At 69.1% G+C, this 16,501-nt stretch carries 15 protein-coding genes; 8 read left to right on the top strand and 7 right to left on the bottom strand.

Annotated features, from left to right (window positions below; genetic code table 11):
- Positions 1-42: 42 nt before the first annotated feature.
- Positions 43-1,023 (top strand): porphobilinogen synthase, encoded by a 981-nt coding sequence (gene hemB / locus HOV77_RS08650; protein ID WP_290860045.1) that lies wholly within the window; start codon positions 43-45, stop codon positions 1,021-1,023.
- Between the two features lie 115 nt (positions 1,024-1,138).
- Here the strand turns inward: hemB and HOV77_RS08645 are convergent, their stop codons facing one another.
- Positions 1,139-2,161: a GNAT family N-acetyltransferase gene (locus HOV77_RS08645; protein ID WP_290860043.1), complete on the bottom strand. Its 1,023-nt coding sequence runs from the start codon at positions 2,159-2,161 to the stop codon at positions 1,139-1,141.
- A 76-nt stretch (positions 2,162-2,237) separates the two neighbouring features.
- Positions 2,238-3,179: a lytic murein transglycosylase gene (locus HOV77_RS08640; protein ID WP_290860041.1), complete on the bottom strand. Its 942-nt coding sequence runs from the start codon at positions 3,177-3,179 to the stop codon at positions 2,238-2,240.
- A 217-nt stretch (positions 3,180-3,396) separates the two neighbouring features.
- On the opposite strand from HOV77_RS08640, the gene HOV77_RS08635 reads away from it, so the two are divergent.
- Positions 3,397-6,105, top strand: coding sequence for an adenylate/guanylate cyclase domain-containing protein (locus HOV77_RS08635; protein WP_290860039.1), 2,709 nt, complete (start codon positions 3,397-3,399; stop codon positions 6,103-6,105).
- 20 nt (positions 6,106-6,125) lie between these two features.
- Here HOV77_RS08635 and HOV77_RS08630 read toward each other — a convergent pair whose 3' ends face one another.
- Positions 6,126-6,674 carry a phospholipase gene (locus HOV77_RS08630; protein ID WP_290860037.1) on the bottom strand — a complete coding sequence of 183 codons (549 nt, stop codon included), beginning with the start codon at positions 6,672-6,674 and terminating at the stop codon, positions 6,126-6,128.
- Positions 6,675-6,935: 261 nt separating this feature from the next.
- Between HOV77_RS08630 and HOV77_RS08625 the strand changes: the two genes are divergently transcribed.
- Positions 6,936-7,862: a GNAT family N-acetyltransferase gene (locus HOV77_RS08625; RefSeq protein WP_290860035.1), complete on the top strand. Its 927-nt coding sequence runs from the start codon at positions 6,936-6,938 to the stop codon at positions 7,860-7,862.
- Between the two features lie 91 nt (positions 7,863-7,953).
- On the opposite strand, the gene HOV77_RS08620 is transcribed toward HOV77_RS08625, so the two are convergent.
- On the bottom strand, positions 7,954-8,985 hold the full coding sequence (locus HOV77_RS08620) for a 2-oxoacid:ferredoxin oxidoreductase subunit beta (RefSeq protein ID WP_290860033.1): 1,032 nt from the start codon (positions 8,983-8,985) through the stop codon (positions 7,954-7,956).
- Positions 8,978-10,822 (bottom strand): 2-oxoacid:acceptor oxidoreductase subunit alpha, encoded by a 1,845-nt coding sequence (locus tag HOV77_RS08615; RefSeq protein ID WP_290860030.1) that lies wholly within the window; start codon positions 10,820-10,822, stop codon positions 8,978-8,980. The genes HOV77_RS08620 and HOV77_RS08615 overlap by 8 nt, the downstream gene beginning before the upstream one ends.
- A gap of 118 nt (positions 10,823-10,940) precedes the next feature.
- Here HOV77_RS08615 and HOV77_RS08610 point away from each other — a divergent pair, with 118 nt between their 5' ends.
- The 4 genes from HOV77_RS08610 to HOV77_RS08595 all read left to right on the top strand — a co-directional run bounded on the left by HOV77_RS08610 (position 10,941) and on the right by HOV77_RS08595 (position 13,835).
- Positions 10,941-11,312 carry an NADH-quinone oxidoreductase subunit A gene (locus HOV77_RS08610; protein ID WP_290860028.1) on the top strand — a complete coding sequence of 124 codons (372 nt, stop codon included), beginning with the start codon at positions 10,941-10,943 and terminating at the stop codon, positions 11,310-11,312.
- Between the two features lie 61 nt (positions 11,313-11,373).
- Positions 11,374-12,126 carry a DivIVA domain-containing protein gene (locus tag HOV77_RS08605; RefSeq protein ID WP_290860025.1) on the top strand — a complete coding sequence of 251 codons (753 nt, stop codon included), beginning with the start codon at positions 11,374-11,376 and terminating at the stop codon, positions 12,124-12,126.
- 11 nt (positions 12,127-12,137) lie between these two features.
- Positions 12,138-12,611 carry an SRPBCC family protein gene (locus HOV77_RS08600; protein WP_290860582.1) on the top strand — a complete coding sequence of 158 codons (474 nt, stop codon included), beginning with the start codon at positions 12,138-12,140 and terminating at the stop codon, positions 12,609-12,611.
- Between the two features lie 81 nt (positions 12,612-12,692).
- On the top strand, positions 12,693-13,835 hold the full coding sequence (locus tag HOV77_RS08595; RefSeq protein ID WP_290860023.1) for an Mrp/NBP35 family ATP-binding protein: 1,143 nt from the start codon (positions 12,693-12,695) through the stop codon (positions 13,833-13,835).
- 58 nt (positions 13,836-13,893) lie between these two features.
- On the opposite strand, the gene HOV77_RS08590 is transcribed toward HOV77_RS08595, so the two are convergent.
- Both HOV77_RS08590 and HOV77_RS08585 read right to left on the bottom strand, forming a co-directional pair.
- A complete protein-coding gene (locus HOV77_RS08590; RefSeq protein ID WP_290860020.1) occupies positions 13,894-14,337 on the bottom strand; it encodes a preprotein translocase subunit TatB in 444 nt (147 codons plus the stop codon).
- Between the two features lie 90 nt (positions 14,338-14,427).
- Positions 14,428-15,792 (bottom strand): trypsin-like peptidase domain-containing protein, encoded by a 1,365-nt coding sequence (locus tag HOV77_RS08585; protein WP_290860017.1) that lies wholly within the window; start codon positions 15,790-15,792, stop codon positions 14,428-14,430.
- A gap of 134 nt (positions 15,793-15,926) precedes the next feature.
- Here HOV77_RS08585 and HOV77_RS08580 point away from each other — a divergent pair.
- Positions 15,927-16,501, top strand: a 575-nt coding sequence (locus tag HOV77_RS08580; protein WP_290860015.1) for a class I SAM-dependent methyltransferase, incomplete at its 3' end; no start/stop codon positions are given.

Genomic DNA, 16,501 nt, shown 5'->3' with positions numbered 1-16,501 from the left:
TGGCTCCGAACCCACGGGTTGAGCCGGATTGGGAGAGGGCAAATGGGGTTTCCTGAGATTCGGATGCGTCGACTTCGTAGCAGTGGGGCGATGCGGCGGCTGGTTTCGGAGACTCGGCTGCATCCGGCTGAGTTGATCCTTCCCATGTTCGTCAAGGAGGGGTTGGCCGAGCCGCGGCCCATTGCTTCCATGCCTGGGGTCGTTCAGCACTCGCGCGAGTCGTTGCGGAAGGCTGCTGTTGAGGCGGTTGAGGCTGGCGTCGGTGGGATCATGCTGTTCGGGATTCCCGAGCGTAAGGACGCGTCGGGTTCCGGGGGCATCGATCCTTCGGGCATTCTCAACGTCGCCATTCGGGATGTCGTCGCCGAGGTCGGCGACTCGACTGTGGTGATGGGCGACCTCTGCCTGGACGAGTTCACTTCGCACGGGCATTGTGGGGTGCTCGACGCCTCCGGAAACGTCGACAACGACGCGACCCTCGACGCGTACGCGAAGATGGCGGTTGCGCAGGCGGCGGCCGGAGTGCACGTCGTGGGACCGTCGGGAATGATGGACGGCCAGGTCGGCGTGGTACGCCGGGCGCTGGACGACGCGGGCTACATCGACGTCTCCATCCTCGCGTACGCCGTGAAGTACGCGTCGGCCTTCTTCGGGCCCTTCCGTGACGCGGTGGAGTCCTCGCTGGAGGGCGACCGGCGGGCGTACCAGCAGGACCCGGCCAACCTGCGGGAGTCGCTCCGCGAGGTGGAGCTCGACGTCGCCGAGGGCGCCGACATGGTGATGGTGAAGCCGGCGCTGCCCTACCTGGACGTCGTGTCGGCCGTCCGGCAGCGGGTGGACGTGCCCGTCGCGGCCTATCAGGTCAGCGGGGAGTACGCCATGGTCGAGGCGGCCGCGGCGAACGGCTGGCTCGATCGCGACCGGGTCATGATGGAGACGCTGCACTCGATCAAGCGCGCCGGCGCCTCCATGATCCTCACCTACTGGGCAGTGGACGCCGCCCGCCGTCTGCACCAGCTCTGATCAGCACTCGCAAGATCGGCGCCGGATCAGGGATCACGGTCGAATCTTGAGGCAAGATTCGCCCCAGATCGGTGATCCAGCGCGGATCTTGCAGTCCGGGCGGTGGGGGCGTCGGTCAGGCGATGCCCAGGACGCGAGCGAGATCCGGCACGTCGGCCTCGAACTCCAGCCAGTCGCGGTCGGCGCTGAAGCCGAGCTCGGCGTTGACCTTGAGCAGGGGCTCGTTGACCGCCGCGTTCCAAGTCTGCACCTGACGCAGCGACGGCACCGCCGAGCGCAGCTCGAACAGCATCCGCGCCTTGATCGCCCGGCCGACGCCGTAGCCCCGATGAGCGGGGACGACGACGGTGTCGTACTGATCGGCGCGCATCGGGCGCTGTTCCGGCACCACGACCTCGGTGAGCCCGGCGACCACGCCGGTGGTCTCATGTACCGCCACGACGATGTACGGCCGCAGCCCGCGCGCGTGGAGGCAAGCCAGGCTCGCCCGTAACCGATCCGGCTCGTAGGAGCTCGGTCGCAGGTCGAGATCACCGAGATCGACGTCCTGCACCTCGGCCTTGGCCGCGGCGTACGCCTCGATCAGCTCGTCGGGCGGCGAATCCGGGTAGAACCGGATGGTGTAGCCGGTGGCGACGCCGTTGGCCAGCTCGCCCAGCGCGTACCAGTCGACGGTGTCGAGGTCGAGCACACTGCGCTGCTCGGTGAACGCCTTGCGGAAGCCGAGGCCGGTGTAGAACTCGACCCCTGGGGTGCCGCCGGGGACCTCGACGCCGATCGCCTGGAACTTCTCGGCGTGGGCGCGGCTGACTACCGCATGCAGAAGTGTCCGGCCGAGCCCTTGCTTGCGCATTTCGGGGTGGACGATGCACTCGACCACGCCGATGTCGCCGAGCAGCAGGATGCTCGCGAAGCCCAGCAGCGGGATGCCCCGGGCGAGATCGCCTTCCTCTTTCTCGGCGATCCAGGTGATCTTGCGTTCGCCCGGCATGGTGACCGAGAGATATTCACGCATCAGCACATCGCGCCACGACGGGTCATCGGGGAGGTCGACGCTCATCACAGTGTTGAGCGTCTCTACCACGGTGGTTATCTCGGTGGCCGTCGCGACTCGGGGATCCCACTCGCGAACCTTCACCTGTTCAGCTTGCACGCTGCAAGGTGCCTTGGGAAGGCCTAAGTTTTCTCCACAGTGCATGCTCGACTACTCATGGTCATGTTCGGCTCTTCTGCCCGTAGGTGTTCGCGGCGTCGAAAACCTGCTGCACTTTGGCCGAGAGATCGGGAAACGTCTTTATCGCCGCGTTCCAATTCGCTGCTTGTGACAGGTCCTTATTAGCTTCGCAAAGTTTCGTGGCGGTCGCCAGTGCCGCATCGTCAATGTCGTTCGGATCGACGATTCCGTCACCGTCCGCATCGACGGCGAACGTTCGCCAGGCGGCCGGGAGGAATTGCAGCGGTCCCACGGAGTGGTCCCAGGCGCGGTCGTTGTCCAGCGCGCCCGCGTCGGTGTCGGTGACCTTGGCCCGGCCCGCCTTGCCGTCCAGCGCCGGCCCGACGATCGGGGGCAGGACGCGCCCGTCCGGTCCCAGCGTCGACGCGCCGACCCGGCCGTGGTTGGTCTCGATCTTGCCGATCGCGGCGATCGTCGTCCAGTGGAGGTTGCACGCCGGCTTGCGGTTGGTCAGCACATATTCGGCGTACGCGTAAGCGCGCAGCGCCACCGGCGGGATCTCCACCTTGACCGCGAGCTTGTCGGCCCATTCGGTGAGGCCGGAGTTCGGCGGGAGCGGTGACGAACTGGTGGTCGGGGTCGGGCTGAAACTCGCCTCGCCCGTGGATGACGGTGCGGCCGAGGTCGGCCCGGCGGACGCCGAACTCTCCTGAGCCGTGGGTACGCCGCCCGACGGGGCGAGCCACACGGCGACCAGTACCACCGCGGTGACGATGGCGGTGACGAACAGACCGCCCGCGATCAGGCGACCCTGGGGCCGCCGCGCCGCTCCCATCGCGGTACGCCCGCCTTCGGCGACCTTGCGCCCGGCGGCCGCCACCGCGGGACGCACCTTCGGGACGGACTGTTTCCCGGACTGCTCCCCGGACGGCGGCGCGGCCGGAGGGGTCTCGGGTTCGCGGGTGGGTTCAGGGGTCGTCACGCCGTCGAGTATGGCCCATGCGGCCAGATCTGGCCGTTCGGGCCACATCTAGCCGCCCTGGTCCTCGTTTTGTGAGGTGCACGCCGACGCCGCGACCGCGGGGTCTGCCCGAACCGGGTAGGACCTTGGATGGATCACTTGCCATCCGTTCCGGCGATGGCGCTAGGACCTCGGCGTCGGAAACCATGAACCGACTTCCAGGGGGGCGGAGGTTTTCGTGTCGGCAGATCGGCATCTGCCTAGCGGGTTGGTGACCTTCCTGTTCACGGACATCGAAGGCTCGACCCGGCTGGCTCAGATGCTTGGAAACGGCTATCGACCGGTGCTCGCCGAGCACCGGCGATTGTTGCGGTCTGCACTCCAGCGGGCTGACGGCGTCGAGCTGTTCACCGAGGGCGACTCCTACTTCTTCGTCTTCACCGACCCCGAGGCCGCCGTCCTGGCCTGCGCCGAAGGCCAGCGGGATCTGGCCGCGTACGCGTGGCCGAGCGAGCAGGCCATGCCGCGAGTCCGCATGGGACTGCACACCGGATTCGCCCAGCCCCACGCCGGGGAGTACGCCAGTCACGAGGTTCATCGGGCGGCCCGGGTCGCCAACGCCGCCCATGGCGGGCAGATCCTGTTGTCCGAGGCGACGGCCGGCCGGACGCGGCGGCTGCCCGACGAGACCTGGCTGCTTGACCTCGGTCTGCACAAGTTGCGCGGGTTCGACGGGCACGAGCGGCTGTTCCAGTTGGTCGCACCGGGTCTCACCCGGCACTTCCCCCGGCTGCGGACGTCGCAGGCTCCCGCACACAACCTGCCGTCGGCGATCACGCCGTTCGTCGGCCGCGCCACCGAACGCGCCGAGCTGTCCGATCTCGCCACTCATCAGCGGCTCGTGACGGTCGTCGGCTCGGGCGGAGCCGGCAAGACCCGGCTCGCCGTCGAGGTGGCCGGTGACCTGGTCGGACAGTTCCCCGACGGGGTGTGGCTGCTGGACATGGCGACCATCAGCGATCCCGGTCTGGTCGCGTTCACCCTGATGAACACGCTGGGTCTGCGCCCCGAACCCGGCAAGCCGGTGCTCGACACCCTCGTCGAGTACGCCGCAGCTCGCCGGATGCTGTTGGTGCTCGACACCTGCGAGGCACAGCTGCCGGGCGTACGCGCCGTGATCGCTCAACTGCTGACGGCCGGTCGGGGCGTGCAAGTCCTCACCACCAGCCGGGAGCCGTTGAGCGTACCGGGGGAGGTGGTGTGGCGGATTCCGCCGCTCGGCCTCGAACCCGGGCCCGGCGCGGAGCGCGCTGACTCCGTCGCGCTGCTGGTCGAACGAACCACCGCGGCGCGGGGCGGCCGAGCCCCGGCCGAGTCCGAGATCCGTTCCCTGGGCCGGGTCGCCACTCGCCTCGACGGGCTGCCGCTGGCGTTGGAGCTGGCCGCTGCCCGGCTACGCGTACTGTCGGCGAGCGAATTGGCCGACCGCCTGGAGAACGAGCTCGACGGCAAGGCACCCGACCCGCTGGGCGCGATCGACGGCACCGCGATGGCGCTGGGTGAGCCGAGTGGGCGGCACGCCACCCTTCAGGCCACAGTGGACTGGTCCTACCGTACGCTGCCGCCGGCCGCCGCCGCCCTGCTGCGCGGGCTGTCGGTCTTCGCCGGCCCGGTCGACCTGCAGACGGTCGAGTGGTGGGTGGACGGTGATCCGCTGGACACCCTGGCCACCTTGGTCGACAAGTCGCTGTTGCAGGTCGGGCGGGACACGGGCCGGTCGGAATACCGCATGCTCGACCCGATCCGGGCGTTCGCGAGCCGCTGTCTGACCGCCGAAGGCGAGGAACGCGCCGTCCGCGATCGCCACCTGCGCTGGGCGTTGCACCGGCTCGAACGGGCGCAACAGGGCGCCGACGGCCGTCCGGTGACGCTGTCGATGTACTCGCTCGATCCGCTGGCTGCCGAGTTGCGCGCCGCTCTGCGCTGGTGCGTCACCGGTGGGAGCGCCCGGTTCGGGCTGCGGATCGCCAGTGGACTGGATCAGTGGTGGCGCGAGCGCGGCCTGGCCCGAGAGGGCCGGCTCTGGCATTTCCGGCTCTACTCGCGGCTGGCCGAGACCGGCGAGCAGGTGCCCGACCGCGAGCTGGCGCTGGTGTACTACGCGCATTCGATGCACGCCTGCGCCGACGGCGAGACCAGCGAGGAGATCCGGTTCGCCCAGCGCGCCGAGGTCGCCGCCCGCCGCAGCGGTGACGCCGGCACAGTCGCCCGGGTGCTCGCCGGTCAGCCCGGACCGCTGGTCTCCCTGGGCAAGGCGACCGAGGCGGAGCAGCTCTGCCGTGATCTGCTGACCTGGGCGGGCCCGCGTGAGGTGACCGCCGACGCGTTGTTCGCGATCTACAACCTCGCCGAACTTCTGTGGCTGCGCGGGGCGTACGCCGAAGCCGCCGAACTGCTCGCGACGGCCCGCCCGGTCGAGGCGCTGCGTCCGGCCGAGCGCGGACGCCGCACGGTGGACCTGCTGCTGGGCATGGCGGCGTTGGGCCGGCGAGACCTGGTCGCGGCCCACGACCACCTGTCCATCGCGCTGCGATCCCGGATGTCTTACGGCTTCCATTCCCGGGCCTGCGTGGCGGTGAGCGCGATGGCGGCGCGTTGCGTACTCGGTGGTGATCATGAAATGGCCGCGACTCTCTTCGGAGCCGCCGCCGCGGCCAAGGCCCGGTTGTGTCGCGGGCCGGGGATCTTCGGCCCTTATTGGACCGCGCAGCAGGCGGTGAGCCGGGCGGCCTTGGGCGACGCGGCCTTCGACGCGGCCTGGGCGCGCGGGTCGACGATGAGCCTGGAGGACGCGTCCTCGCTGGCCCTGGACATCGAGGCGCCGCGCCGCGTCGATCACGAGCTGACGGTTCTGCTCGACGGAGTGTCGCAGCCCGAGAACTCGTGACCGACGCGGCCGACCGGGGCTTACGCCCTTGAGCGCGTCGGCTGCTTGGCCAGCGCGTCGGCCTTGATCTTGGCGGCCTTGTCGAGGTCGGCCTGCTTCACCGCGGCGAGCGAGCCGAAGTTCTTCACCGCCTCGTAGTACGTCCAGGCCAGGCTGTAGCAGGCCGGGCGGACCACCCAGCTGTAGGTGGCGCACTTGCGCTTGAGGTCGTTGTAGAAGGCCAGATCGACCCGGGCCTTGACGGTCGAGGTGAAGATGCCCAGCTTCTTGTTGTTGCGGTAGCCGAAGTCATGGCGGGCGCACGACAGCTTGAAGTCGAAGCCGAGCGGGTTGTCCGGCGAGCTGGAGCAGAGGTCGGTCGACCAGTCCAGCTCGTAGTCCGCCCAGGCGGCCTGGTTGTTCCGGGCGGACAGCCAGGAGTTGTAGCTGGACAGCGAGTCCTGCGTGAAGCCGGTGACGACGGCGACCTTCTGCTCGAAGGTGGCCGCGGCGGCGGGCGCTGCGACGCCGAGGACGAGCAGTGCGCTGAGCAGGGGAGTGGCCCACCGGGCCAGGCGGGTACGGGACATCACGTCACCTCGGGGGTGTAGGTGGGTGGTGCGCATTGGTGATTAGCAATGTAAGTCCGAGACCCCGTCCGGTCTAGATCCCTTGACGCTGACGCCAAGGTCATTTAGCGTCAGCTGCCGTAGCCCGTCGCCGGTCGTCAACCGCGCGACGTCGAGCGCAGAGAGGAGGTCGCGATGCGTACCGTCGATATGGCGCGTCGGGCCCCGAAGGGCACCGCGATCTGACCGCGGCCGCCGGCGCGCCTCCCCTGTGGAGGAATCTTGCTCATCCGTACCTCGGTCGAGGACGACCTCGACCAGCTCGTCAACCTGCTCGGTGATCAGTCCGTCAACACCGCTCACCCCGCGCGCTACACCGAACTCCTGGCCGCGGGCCAATATCGCCACGATTTCACCTGGGTCGCGGAAGAGGGCGGCCGCCTGGTCGCGGCCGCGGTGTGGTGGAGCTTTCCCGGCGCGTCCAGACCGTTCGCTTTGGACGGCTTGTACGCACTGCCAGACCGAACGGATTCCGTGACGCTGTGGACGGAGCTGATCCGGCAGGTCACCTCGACCGCACCGGCGGGGGAAGAGCCCCCGTCGTATCACATCTTCCTGCCCCCGGACTGGCGTTCCGACGCCGCGATCCAGTCCGCCCTGGCCACCCGCTCGGCTGCGGCGAGAGCGGCAGGCATGACTCAGGAGCTGGAGCGACTGCGGTTCGAATGGCTCTCCGACACTCCGGTGCCGGAGCGTTCCACCCGGTTGACCTTCCGGGCGGAGCCGGACGACCAGGCGTTCCTGGACGTCTTCCAGCGAGTCGCGGCGGGCAGCCTCGACGCCAACACCCACGATGCGATCGCCCGCGCCGGGCTGGCCGGGTACGCCCAGGAAGACCTGGACATGTACAAGGAGATGCCGGGCGAGCGATCCTGGTGGAAGCTCGCCTACGACTCCGCCGGTGACCTCGTCGGCTTCGGCATCCCGTCGCGCAACAACGGCGGACCCGTCGTCGGGTTCCTCGGCGTCGTGCCGGAGCACCGCGGTCACGCGTACGCCGCCGACCTGCTCGCCGAGATCACTGCCGACCTGGTCGACCTCGGGGCGGACCGGATCGCCGCCGACACCGACCTCGGCAACGTGCCGATGGCGAACACCTTCCGGCGGCTCGGCTACCGGCAGTTCGCCGTACGCCTAGTCCTCTCCTGACGCTCCCCCCGTTAGCTGCAGATCACGGTTACGCAGGCTTCCCGAGTCGGTTTTGGCCTGCGTAACCGTGATCTGCAGCCGGAAGAACGGGTCAGAGGATGGTCCAGGTGTCCCCGGCGTTGAGCAGCGCGGAAAGCTGGTCCTCGGGCGTACCTTCGGCTTTCGCTTGAGCGGCCGCGACCTGGTTGACGACGACTTCGTCGTACGTCGGGCGGTCGACCGAGCGGAACACCCCGATCGGCGTATGCCGCAGGTCCAGCCCCGGCAGCCGGGACAGCGCGAAGGCGTACGCCGGTTCGGCGACGGTCGCGTCGTGCACCACGATCTCCGAGGCATCCACTTCGGACGTACGCCGGACTTCGAGGCCGAAGCCTCCGGGCGGGTGCACGACACACCACTCCCGGTCTTTACCGAAGGTGATCGGCTGGCCGTGATCCAGCGGCATCACGAAGTCGTCGCGGGTCTCCGGGGCCTTGAGGACGTCGAACGCGCCGTCGTTGAAGATGTTGCAGTTCTGGTAGATCTCGACGAACGCGGAGCCGTTGTGCTCGGCCGCCGCCCGCAGCACCGACTGAAGGTGCTTGCGGTCGGAGTCGATGGTCCGCGCGACGAAGGTCGCCTCCGCCCCGAGCGCCAGCGAGATCGGGTTGAACGGCGCGTCGGCCGAACCGAACGGCGTCGACTTGGTGATCTTGCCGACCTCGGAGGTGGGCGAATACTGCCCCTTCGTCAGGCCGTAGATCCGGTTGTTGAACAGCAGGATCTTCAGGTTGACGTTGCGGCGCAGCGCGTGGATCAGGTGGTTGCCGCCGATCGACAGCGCGTCGCCGTCGCCGGTCACCACCCACACCGACAAGTCCGGCCGCGACACCGACAGGCCGGTGGCGATGGCCGGCGCGCGCCCGTGGATCGAGTGCATGCCGTACGTGTTCAGGTAGTACGGGAAGCGGGAGGAGCAGCCGATGCCGGAGACGAAGACGATCCGCTCCTTCGGAATGCCCAGCTCCGGCAGGAAGCCCTGCATCGCCGCGAGGATCGCGTAGTCACCGCACCCCGGGCACCAGCGCACTTCCTGGTCGGACTTGAAGTCCTTGGCGGTCAACTGCACCGGGACGCTAGACATTCTTGACGACCTCCTCCAGCATCGAGGCGAGTTCGGCGGACGTGAACGGCAGTCCGCGTACCTGGTTGTAGGCGACGACGTCGACGAGGTAACGGCCGCGGATCACCTGGGCGAGCTGACCCAGGTTCATCTCCGGGATCACCACCCGGTCGTACGCCTTGAGCACCTCGCCGAGGTTGGCCGGCATCGGGTTGAGGTGCCGCAGGTGCGCCTGAGCGACGGCGAGCCCCCGCTGACGCAGATCACGGCACGCCGCACCGATCGGGCCGAACGTCGACCCCCAGCCCAGGACGAGCACCTTGGCCTGCTCGGAAGGATCTTCGACCACCAGGTCCGGAACCTCGATCGCCTCGATCCGGGCCGCCCGCGTACGCACCATGAGGTCGTGGTTGGCCGGGTCGTAGGAGATGTCTCCGGTGACGTCCTTCTTCTCGAGCCCGCCGATGCGGTGTTCGAGTCCGGGCGTACCGGGGACGGCCCACGGGCGGGCCAGCGTCTGCGGGTCGCGCAGATAAGGCAGGAACTTGCCGTCCTCGCCGTTCGGCTCGGTCGCGAACGGGACCTGCAGGTCGGGGAGGCTGTCGACCTCGGGCAGCAGCCACGGCTCGGAGCCGTTGGCGATGTACCCGTCCGACAACAGCAGCACCGGCGTCCGGTAGGTCAGCGCGATCCGGCACGCCTCGATCGCGGCGTCGAAGCAGTCCGCCGGCGAACGCGGGGCGATCACGGCCACCGGCGCTTCGCCGTGCCGGCCGTACAACGCCATGTTGAGGTCGGCCTGCTCGGTCTTGGTCGGCATCCCGGTCGACGGGCCGGCCCGCTGCACGTCGACGACGACGAGCGGCAGCTCCAGCATCAGCGCCAGGGAGATCGTCTCGCTCTTCAGCGCGACGCCGGGTCCACTGGTGGTGGTGATCCCCAGCGAACCGCCGTAGGACGCGCCGAGCGCGATGCCCGCGGCGGCGATCTCGTCCTCGGCCTGCACCGTGGTCACGCCGAACTTCTTGTGCTTGCTCAACTCGTGCAGGATGTCCGAGGCCGGCGTGATCGGGTACGCCCCCAGCACGACCGGCAGCTTCGCGCGTACGCCGGCGGCCACGATGCCGAGCGCCAGCCCGGCGTTGCCGGTGATGTTCCGATACCGCCCGGGGTGCATCTTGGCCGGCTTGACCTCGTAGCGGACGGCGAAGCCCTCGGTGGTCTCCCCGAACGACCAGCCCGCCTCGAACGCGGCGATGTTGGCGGCGACCAGTTCCGGCCGGGCGGCGAACTTCTTGCGCAGGAATTGCAGCGTCGACTCGTGCGGCCGCGAGTACAGCCAGCTCAGCATGCCGAGGGCGAACATGTTCTTGGCCCGCTCGGCGTCCTTCTTGCTGATCGGGTGATCCGCGAGCGCGCCGACGGTCATGCTCGTCAGGGCGACCGGGTGCACCTGGTAGGAGGCGAGCGATCCGTCGTCCAGCGGCGACGCGTCGTAGCCGACCTTCTGCAGGTTGCGCTTGGAGAACTCGTCGGTGTTGACGATGATCGTCGCGCCCCGGGGCAGGTCGGCCAGGTTCGCCTTCAAGGCCGCGGGGTTCATCGCGACCAGCACGTTCGGGGCGTCACCCGGAGTGAGGATGTCGAAGTCCGCGAAATGCACCTGGAAGCTGGAGACACCCGGCAGCGTGCCGGCGGGCGCCCGGATCTCCGCGGGGAAGTTGGGCAGCGTGGAGATGTCGTTGCCGAGCTGCGCTGTCTCCGAGGTGAATCTGTCGCCGGTCAACTGCATGCCGTCGCCCGAGTCCCCGGCGAACCGGATCACCACGCGATCGAGCTGCTGCGTCTCCTTGGCCACCTGCGTCCTCCTGCCGGATGGTCCTGTTACGGGGAAAGCGTACGTCGGTTACCACGCTGTCACTTCAGGGGCCGGTCCGCCAGGCCCACCCTGTGGACATGCGGGTTATGCTGCGCACGTGGATGGCTACCTCGGCTCGTACGCGACCCTGGGACTGCTGGTCGCGGTGGCGGTGGTCTTCTTCGTGATTGCGTTCGGCGCGAACCGCCTGCTCCGCCCGGCGAATCCGGCGAACGGGGCCGGAAAGTTCGACACGTACGAATGCGGACTCGATCCGGTCGGTGGTGGCTGGGCGCAGGTGCACATTCGCTACTACCTCTACGCGTACCTGTATCTGCTGTTCGCGGTGGAGGCCGTCTTCCTGTTCCCCTGGGCCGTGGTTTACCTGCGGCAAGGACTCACCACCGTGATCGAGATGGCCATCTTCGTCGCGGTTCTCGCGCTCGGCTTGTTGTACGCGTGGCGCAAGCGCGTTCTGGTGTGGGAGTGACACCTGAGAATTCGGGTGGCAGGGTCGCTTTCTGACCCGGGTTCGTGCCACGATCGCAGGCATGGCTCAAGTCCTGCTTCTGCTCGTCGTCGCCCTCACCGTCGGTGCCGTCGTCTTCGGCGTGATGGTGCTGGTCAGCGGGGGTGACCCCGGAATGGCCGGAGTGGAGCCGGACGGCCGCGGGCGTCCGCTGCCCGGTAGCCGCCCGCTCGTCGAGCAGGATGTCGCGAAGGTGACATTCGATGTGGCACTCCGCGGATACCGGATGGATCAGGTCGACCGCGCGCTCAAGCGCGTGGCGTACGACATCGGTTATAAGGACGAACTGATCAACGTCCTGTCGGCGGAAGTCGAGGCGCTGCGCGACGGCCGGGTCGAAGACGCCGACTCGCTGCGGGCCGCGCGCCTGGCCGCGTCGAGTGAGCCGGAGCCCGCCGCGGCGAGCGAGCTGATCGACGGTACGGTGACCGAGAGCGGGCCGTCGATCGACGAGCCGGGCCTGATCGATCTCGACAAGCCCGCCAAGGCCGAGGAGATCCGGGCGAGTCAGCCCGCGATCGACTTCGACGAGGTTCCCGACGGGCCGTTCGCGCCGTGGCCAGCGGCCTCCGACGAGAAGCCGTCTGATGACAAGCCGTCTGACGAGAAGCCGTCCGATGAGGCACCGTCCGACGAGGCGGCGGAAGAGGCCGCAGCCGAGGAGGCCGACCACCCGACCGACGCGCCCGCCGCCGGGGAGAAGTCCGAGGAGAGGGCGGAGAAGCCCGCCGACTCGGACGCCGACGACGGCGATCGGGTGGTGACCCGAGGGTGACCTCGGAGGCAATGCCGCCGACGCCCCACGAACCGGGCACCGGCGAGGTCACCGCGACCGTCATCGTCGACGCGCCGGCCGAACGGGTCTTCGCCGCGTTCCTCACCTGGGAACGCCAGGGCGAATGGATTCCGTTCACCGCCGTACGCGTCGTCGAGGGAGACGGCGGCGAAGGCAGTCTGATCGAGGCGATCACGCAGGCCGGACCGGCGGTGATCAAGGACGAGATGCGGGTCGAGAAGGTCGACGCGCCCTATGAGCTGCGCGTACTGCACTGCGGCAAGCTGCTGCGCGGACCGGGTGTCCTGCGCTGCACCCCACTCGCCGGTGGGCGTACGCAAGTCGTCTGGCACGAATGGTTCCAGCTCCCCGGCGGTGTCGTCGGCAAAGCGGTGTGGCCGCTGCTCTGGCCCGGCTCGAAGGTCGGCTTCAAACGGGCGCTCCGCAAGTTCGCCCGCCTCGTCGAGGCCGGCATCCTGCCGTAAGCCGGTGCCGTCCGGGGTGATCTGTCACACCGCGCGACGGCGCGCTCGGTACGCCGTCGGCCCGGACGTAGCATGGGATCCATGTCCGCGCCTGCCACGACGCTCGCCGATGCGATCAACGCTGCTCTGGCCACCGTCAACGACCCCGAGATCCGCCGCCCGATCACCGATCTGGGCATGGTGGAGTCCGTCGCCGTCGACGGCACGACCGCCTCGATCGGCATTCTGCTGACGATCGCGGGCTGCCCGTTGCGGGACAAACTGCGCGAGGACATCACCGCCGCCGTGACGGCCGTCCCCGGCATCGACGACGTGCAGATCGCGTTCGGCGTGATGACGGCCGAGCAGCGGCAGAACCTGCAGAAGTCGCTGCGCGGGCCGGGCGCGGCCGAGCCGGTGATCCCGTTCGCCCAGCCGGGTTCCCGGACCCGGGTGTACGCCGTCGCCTCCGGCAAGGGTGGCGTCGGAAAGTCGAGCGTGACGGTGAACCTGGCCGCCGCGCTGGCCGCCAAGGGACTGAGCGTCGGAGTGATCGACGCCGACATCTACGGCCACTCCGTGCCCCGGATGCTCGGCGCCGACGGCAGCCCGACCCAGGTCGAAGACATGATCATGCCGCCGCAGGCGCACGGCGTGAAGGTCATCTCGATCGGCATGTTCACGTCCGGCAACGCCGCCGTCGTCTGGCGGGGGCCGATGCTGCACCGGGCCCTCCAGCAGTTCCTGGCCGACGTCTACTGGGGCGACCTGGACATCCTGCTGCTCGACCTGCCGCCGGGCACCGGTGACGTGGCGATCTCGCTGGCCCAGTTGCTGCCGAACGCCGAGATCCTCGTCGTGACGACTCCGCAGCAGGCCGCCGCCGAAGTCGCCGAGCGGGCGGGCGCGATCGCGTTGCAGACGCACCAGCGCGTCGTCGGCGTCGTGGAGAACATGTCCTACTTGGAGCTTCCGACCGGCGAACGCATGGAACTGTTCGGGGCGGGTGGCGGTCAGACGGTCGCCGACTCGCTGACGAAGCTGATCGGTGCGCCGGTGCCGCTGCTGGGCCAGATTCCGCTGGACACTCGCGTACGCGAAGGCGGGGACGAAGGCAACCCGGTCGTGCTCGCCGCGCCGGAGGCCCCGGCCGCAGCCGCCCTCCAGGGCGTGGCGGACCGCCTCTCGGTACGCAAGGAGTCCCTGCTCGGCAAGCCGCTCGGGCTCAGCCCGGCGCGCCGCTGACCCACCGTCTGACGCGAACGAGCCCCGGTTCCCACCGGGGCTCGTTTCGTTTCGCTGGTCAGGTGGCGTCGGCGAACCGGTTCGGCGCTGCGCCGCCACCGTCGTTGGAGTTGGAGCCGGACCCGGAGGAGCTCGCGGAGTCGGACGACTGGATCGGCGTACGGTGGTCGAGGTTCGAAGCAGTCGACTTCAGCTCGTCACCGATGCCCTGAACGTCCCGCTTCACGTCGTTGAGCAGGCCCTCGAGCGGTTTGCGAAGATTCGCCTCTTCTTCCTCGCTGAGGATGTGCTTGCGGAGGAAGGTCTTCGGGTTCAAGTCCTCGAGGCTGATGTCGGTGCCGAGTTCCTTGCTGAGGTCGCCGGTCGCGTTGCGCGCCATGTTCCGCAGGTTCCGCAGCATGCGTACGCCGTCGGCGATGACGTTGGGCAGCTTCTCACCGAAGACGATCAACGCGAGCAGGAGGATGACCAGGACCTCCCACGCATCCAGGTTCTCGAACACCCTCGTCGCCTCTCTCGCGGCCGCACGTGCCCGCCACGGCTGGGGGGCACCGCGCCCAAGGGTAGTCACCCCGAAGCGCTAACGGCGAGCCTACTTCGCATCGGCGGCGAGCGTCACCGTCACATCCTTACGATCAGAACCGCGCTGGTAGCGTACGGACACCTTGGATCCGGGCGGATATTTGCGGATCAATGCGATCAACTCCACCGGTTCGCCCACGGCGTGCCCGTCCAGGGAGACGATCACGTCCCCGTCCTTGATGCCCGCATCGGCCGCCGGTCCGGCCGGGTCGACCTGAGCCACGCGTACGCCCCGGAAGGCGTCGTCGAGCCGGGCCCCGATGACGGTACGCCGGGCCTTGCCGTGGGCGATGATCTCCTCGGCGATGCGCTTGGCCTGGTTGATCGGGATCGCGAAGGCCAGCCCGATGTTGCCGGCCGAGTCGTCGTCGGTCGCCATGGACTTGATCACGGAGTTGATGCCGACGACCTGTCCGTCGCCGTCGAGCAGTGGGCCGCCTGAGTTGCCATGGTTGATCGCCGCGTCGGTCTGGATGGCGGCGTAGTAGCGGGTCAGCGTCGGGTCGCCCGCCGCGAGCAGCCGATCGACCGCGCTGACGATGCCCGAGGTCACCGTGCCGGGCAGGGCCAGCGGCGAGCCGACCGCCAGCACCGGGTCGCCGACCTGCACCGAGGTCGAGTCGCCGAGTTCCAGCGGCTCCAGCCCGCTCTTCGGCACCCGGAGAACGGCCACGTCGGATTCGGGGTCCGAGCCGAGCAGCTTGGCGGCGATCGAACTGCCGTCGTTGCGCACGATCGACAGGCTGGATCCGCCCGAGACCACATGGTCGTTCGTGATCACATAAGTCCCGTCGCCCACGGCGAATCCCGAGCCCAGCGCGGTTCCGCCGGGGATCTGGGCGCGTACCGTCACGACGCTCGGCAGCACTCGGGCCGCGATCGCCGCGAACGACTGCGGCGGCCGCTGGGCGAGTGCGGCCACGGGGTGGTTCGAGCTGCTCAAGGCCGCGGTCGGGCGGCGGGCTGCGGTCGCGAATCCCACGCCGAGGGCGCCACCCATCACGCCGGCCACGAGCGCGGCCGCGACCACCAAGGCGGCGATCCAGAGGGTACGCCGAGAGAAGAACCCGCCGTCGGTGACGTGGTCGGCGGAAGGCGCGTCCGTGTGCCCCGGCACCGTCAAGGTCACTGGAGCGGACGGATCCCGCCACGGATCGCGGCGAGCGTCGGTCCACCAGTGGTCGCCGGCCGGTTCGGCCGGGCGTACCGGACCAGATGCCCAGTTCGCGCTGGTCTGGGGGTCGGACCAGGCCTGGTCCGCCCATACTCCGTCGTCGGTGCGGCCCTCGGTCGGCGGCCCCGGAGCGTCGCCGGAGGCGGCGCGCCGAGCGGGGTCGTCATCGCGGGGCTGGCGCCAGTTCCAGCCGTCGGTCACGAGTCTCAGAATGTCATGGATGAGTAGTTCATGATGATTTTTCGCGAGATCCGGAGTTGTCCGGACCTGGCTGCCTCAAAGCGCTTCGTTGACGATCTCCAACTACTATCCACAGGGGAAATGGGAGGGGCGTGATGTCTAGGCAGCTCGGGCCGTCGATGGCGGGCGGACGCGGTGCGGCCGAGAGCTATCTCGCCGAGGACGTCGTGCTGCAGACCGCCCGGACGCTCGCGCACGAGCTCGGACTGGCCCCGATCGCCGCCTCCACCGGTGCTGCGCTGCGGCTGTTCGCCGCGATGGTGAACGCCCGTGCCGTCATCGAGATCGGCACCGGCACCGGTGTGAGTGGACTGTGGCTGCTCCGCGGCATGCGGGCGGACGGCGTACTGACCACAATCGACACCGACGCCGAGCATCAGCGCTTCGCCCGCCGGGTCTTCCTCGAAGCCGGGTACGCCGCCTCCCGCAGCCGGGTCATCGCCGGGCGGGCGTTGGACGTGCTGCCCCGGTTGACCGACGGCGGCTACGACCTCATGGTGATCGACGGCGATCCCGCCGAGCACGACGCCGGCGTGGTCGGGGCGGCCCGGCTGCTGCGCCCGGGTGGCGTGGTGGCCGTCATCGGCTGCGGATTCGAGCTGGCCGAGGCGGTCCGGGACCGCTCCGATCTGTGGCTGCCCGCGCTGCTGCCGACGCCGGACGGCCTGCT

Source organism: Hamadaea sp., assembly GCF_013362815.1.
Lineage (GTDB): Bacteria > Actinomycetota > Actinomycetes > Mycobacteriales > Micromonosporaceae > Hamadaea.
Note: the sequence above shows the minus strand (reverse complement) of the source record. Positions and strands in the feature narration are given on the sequence as shown.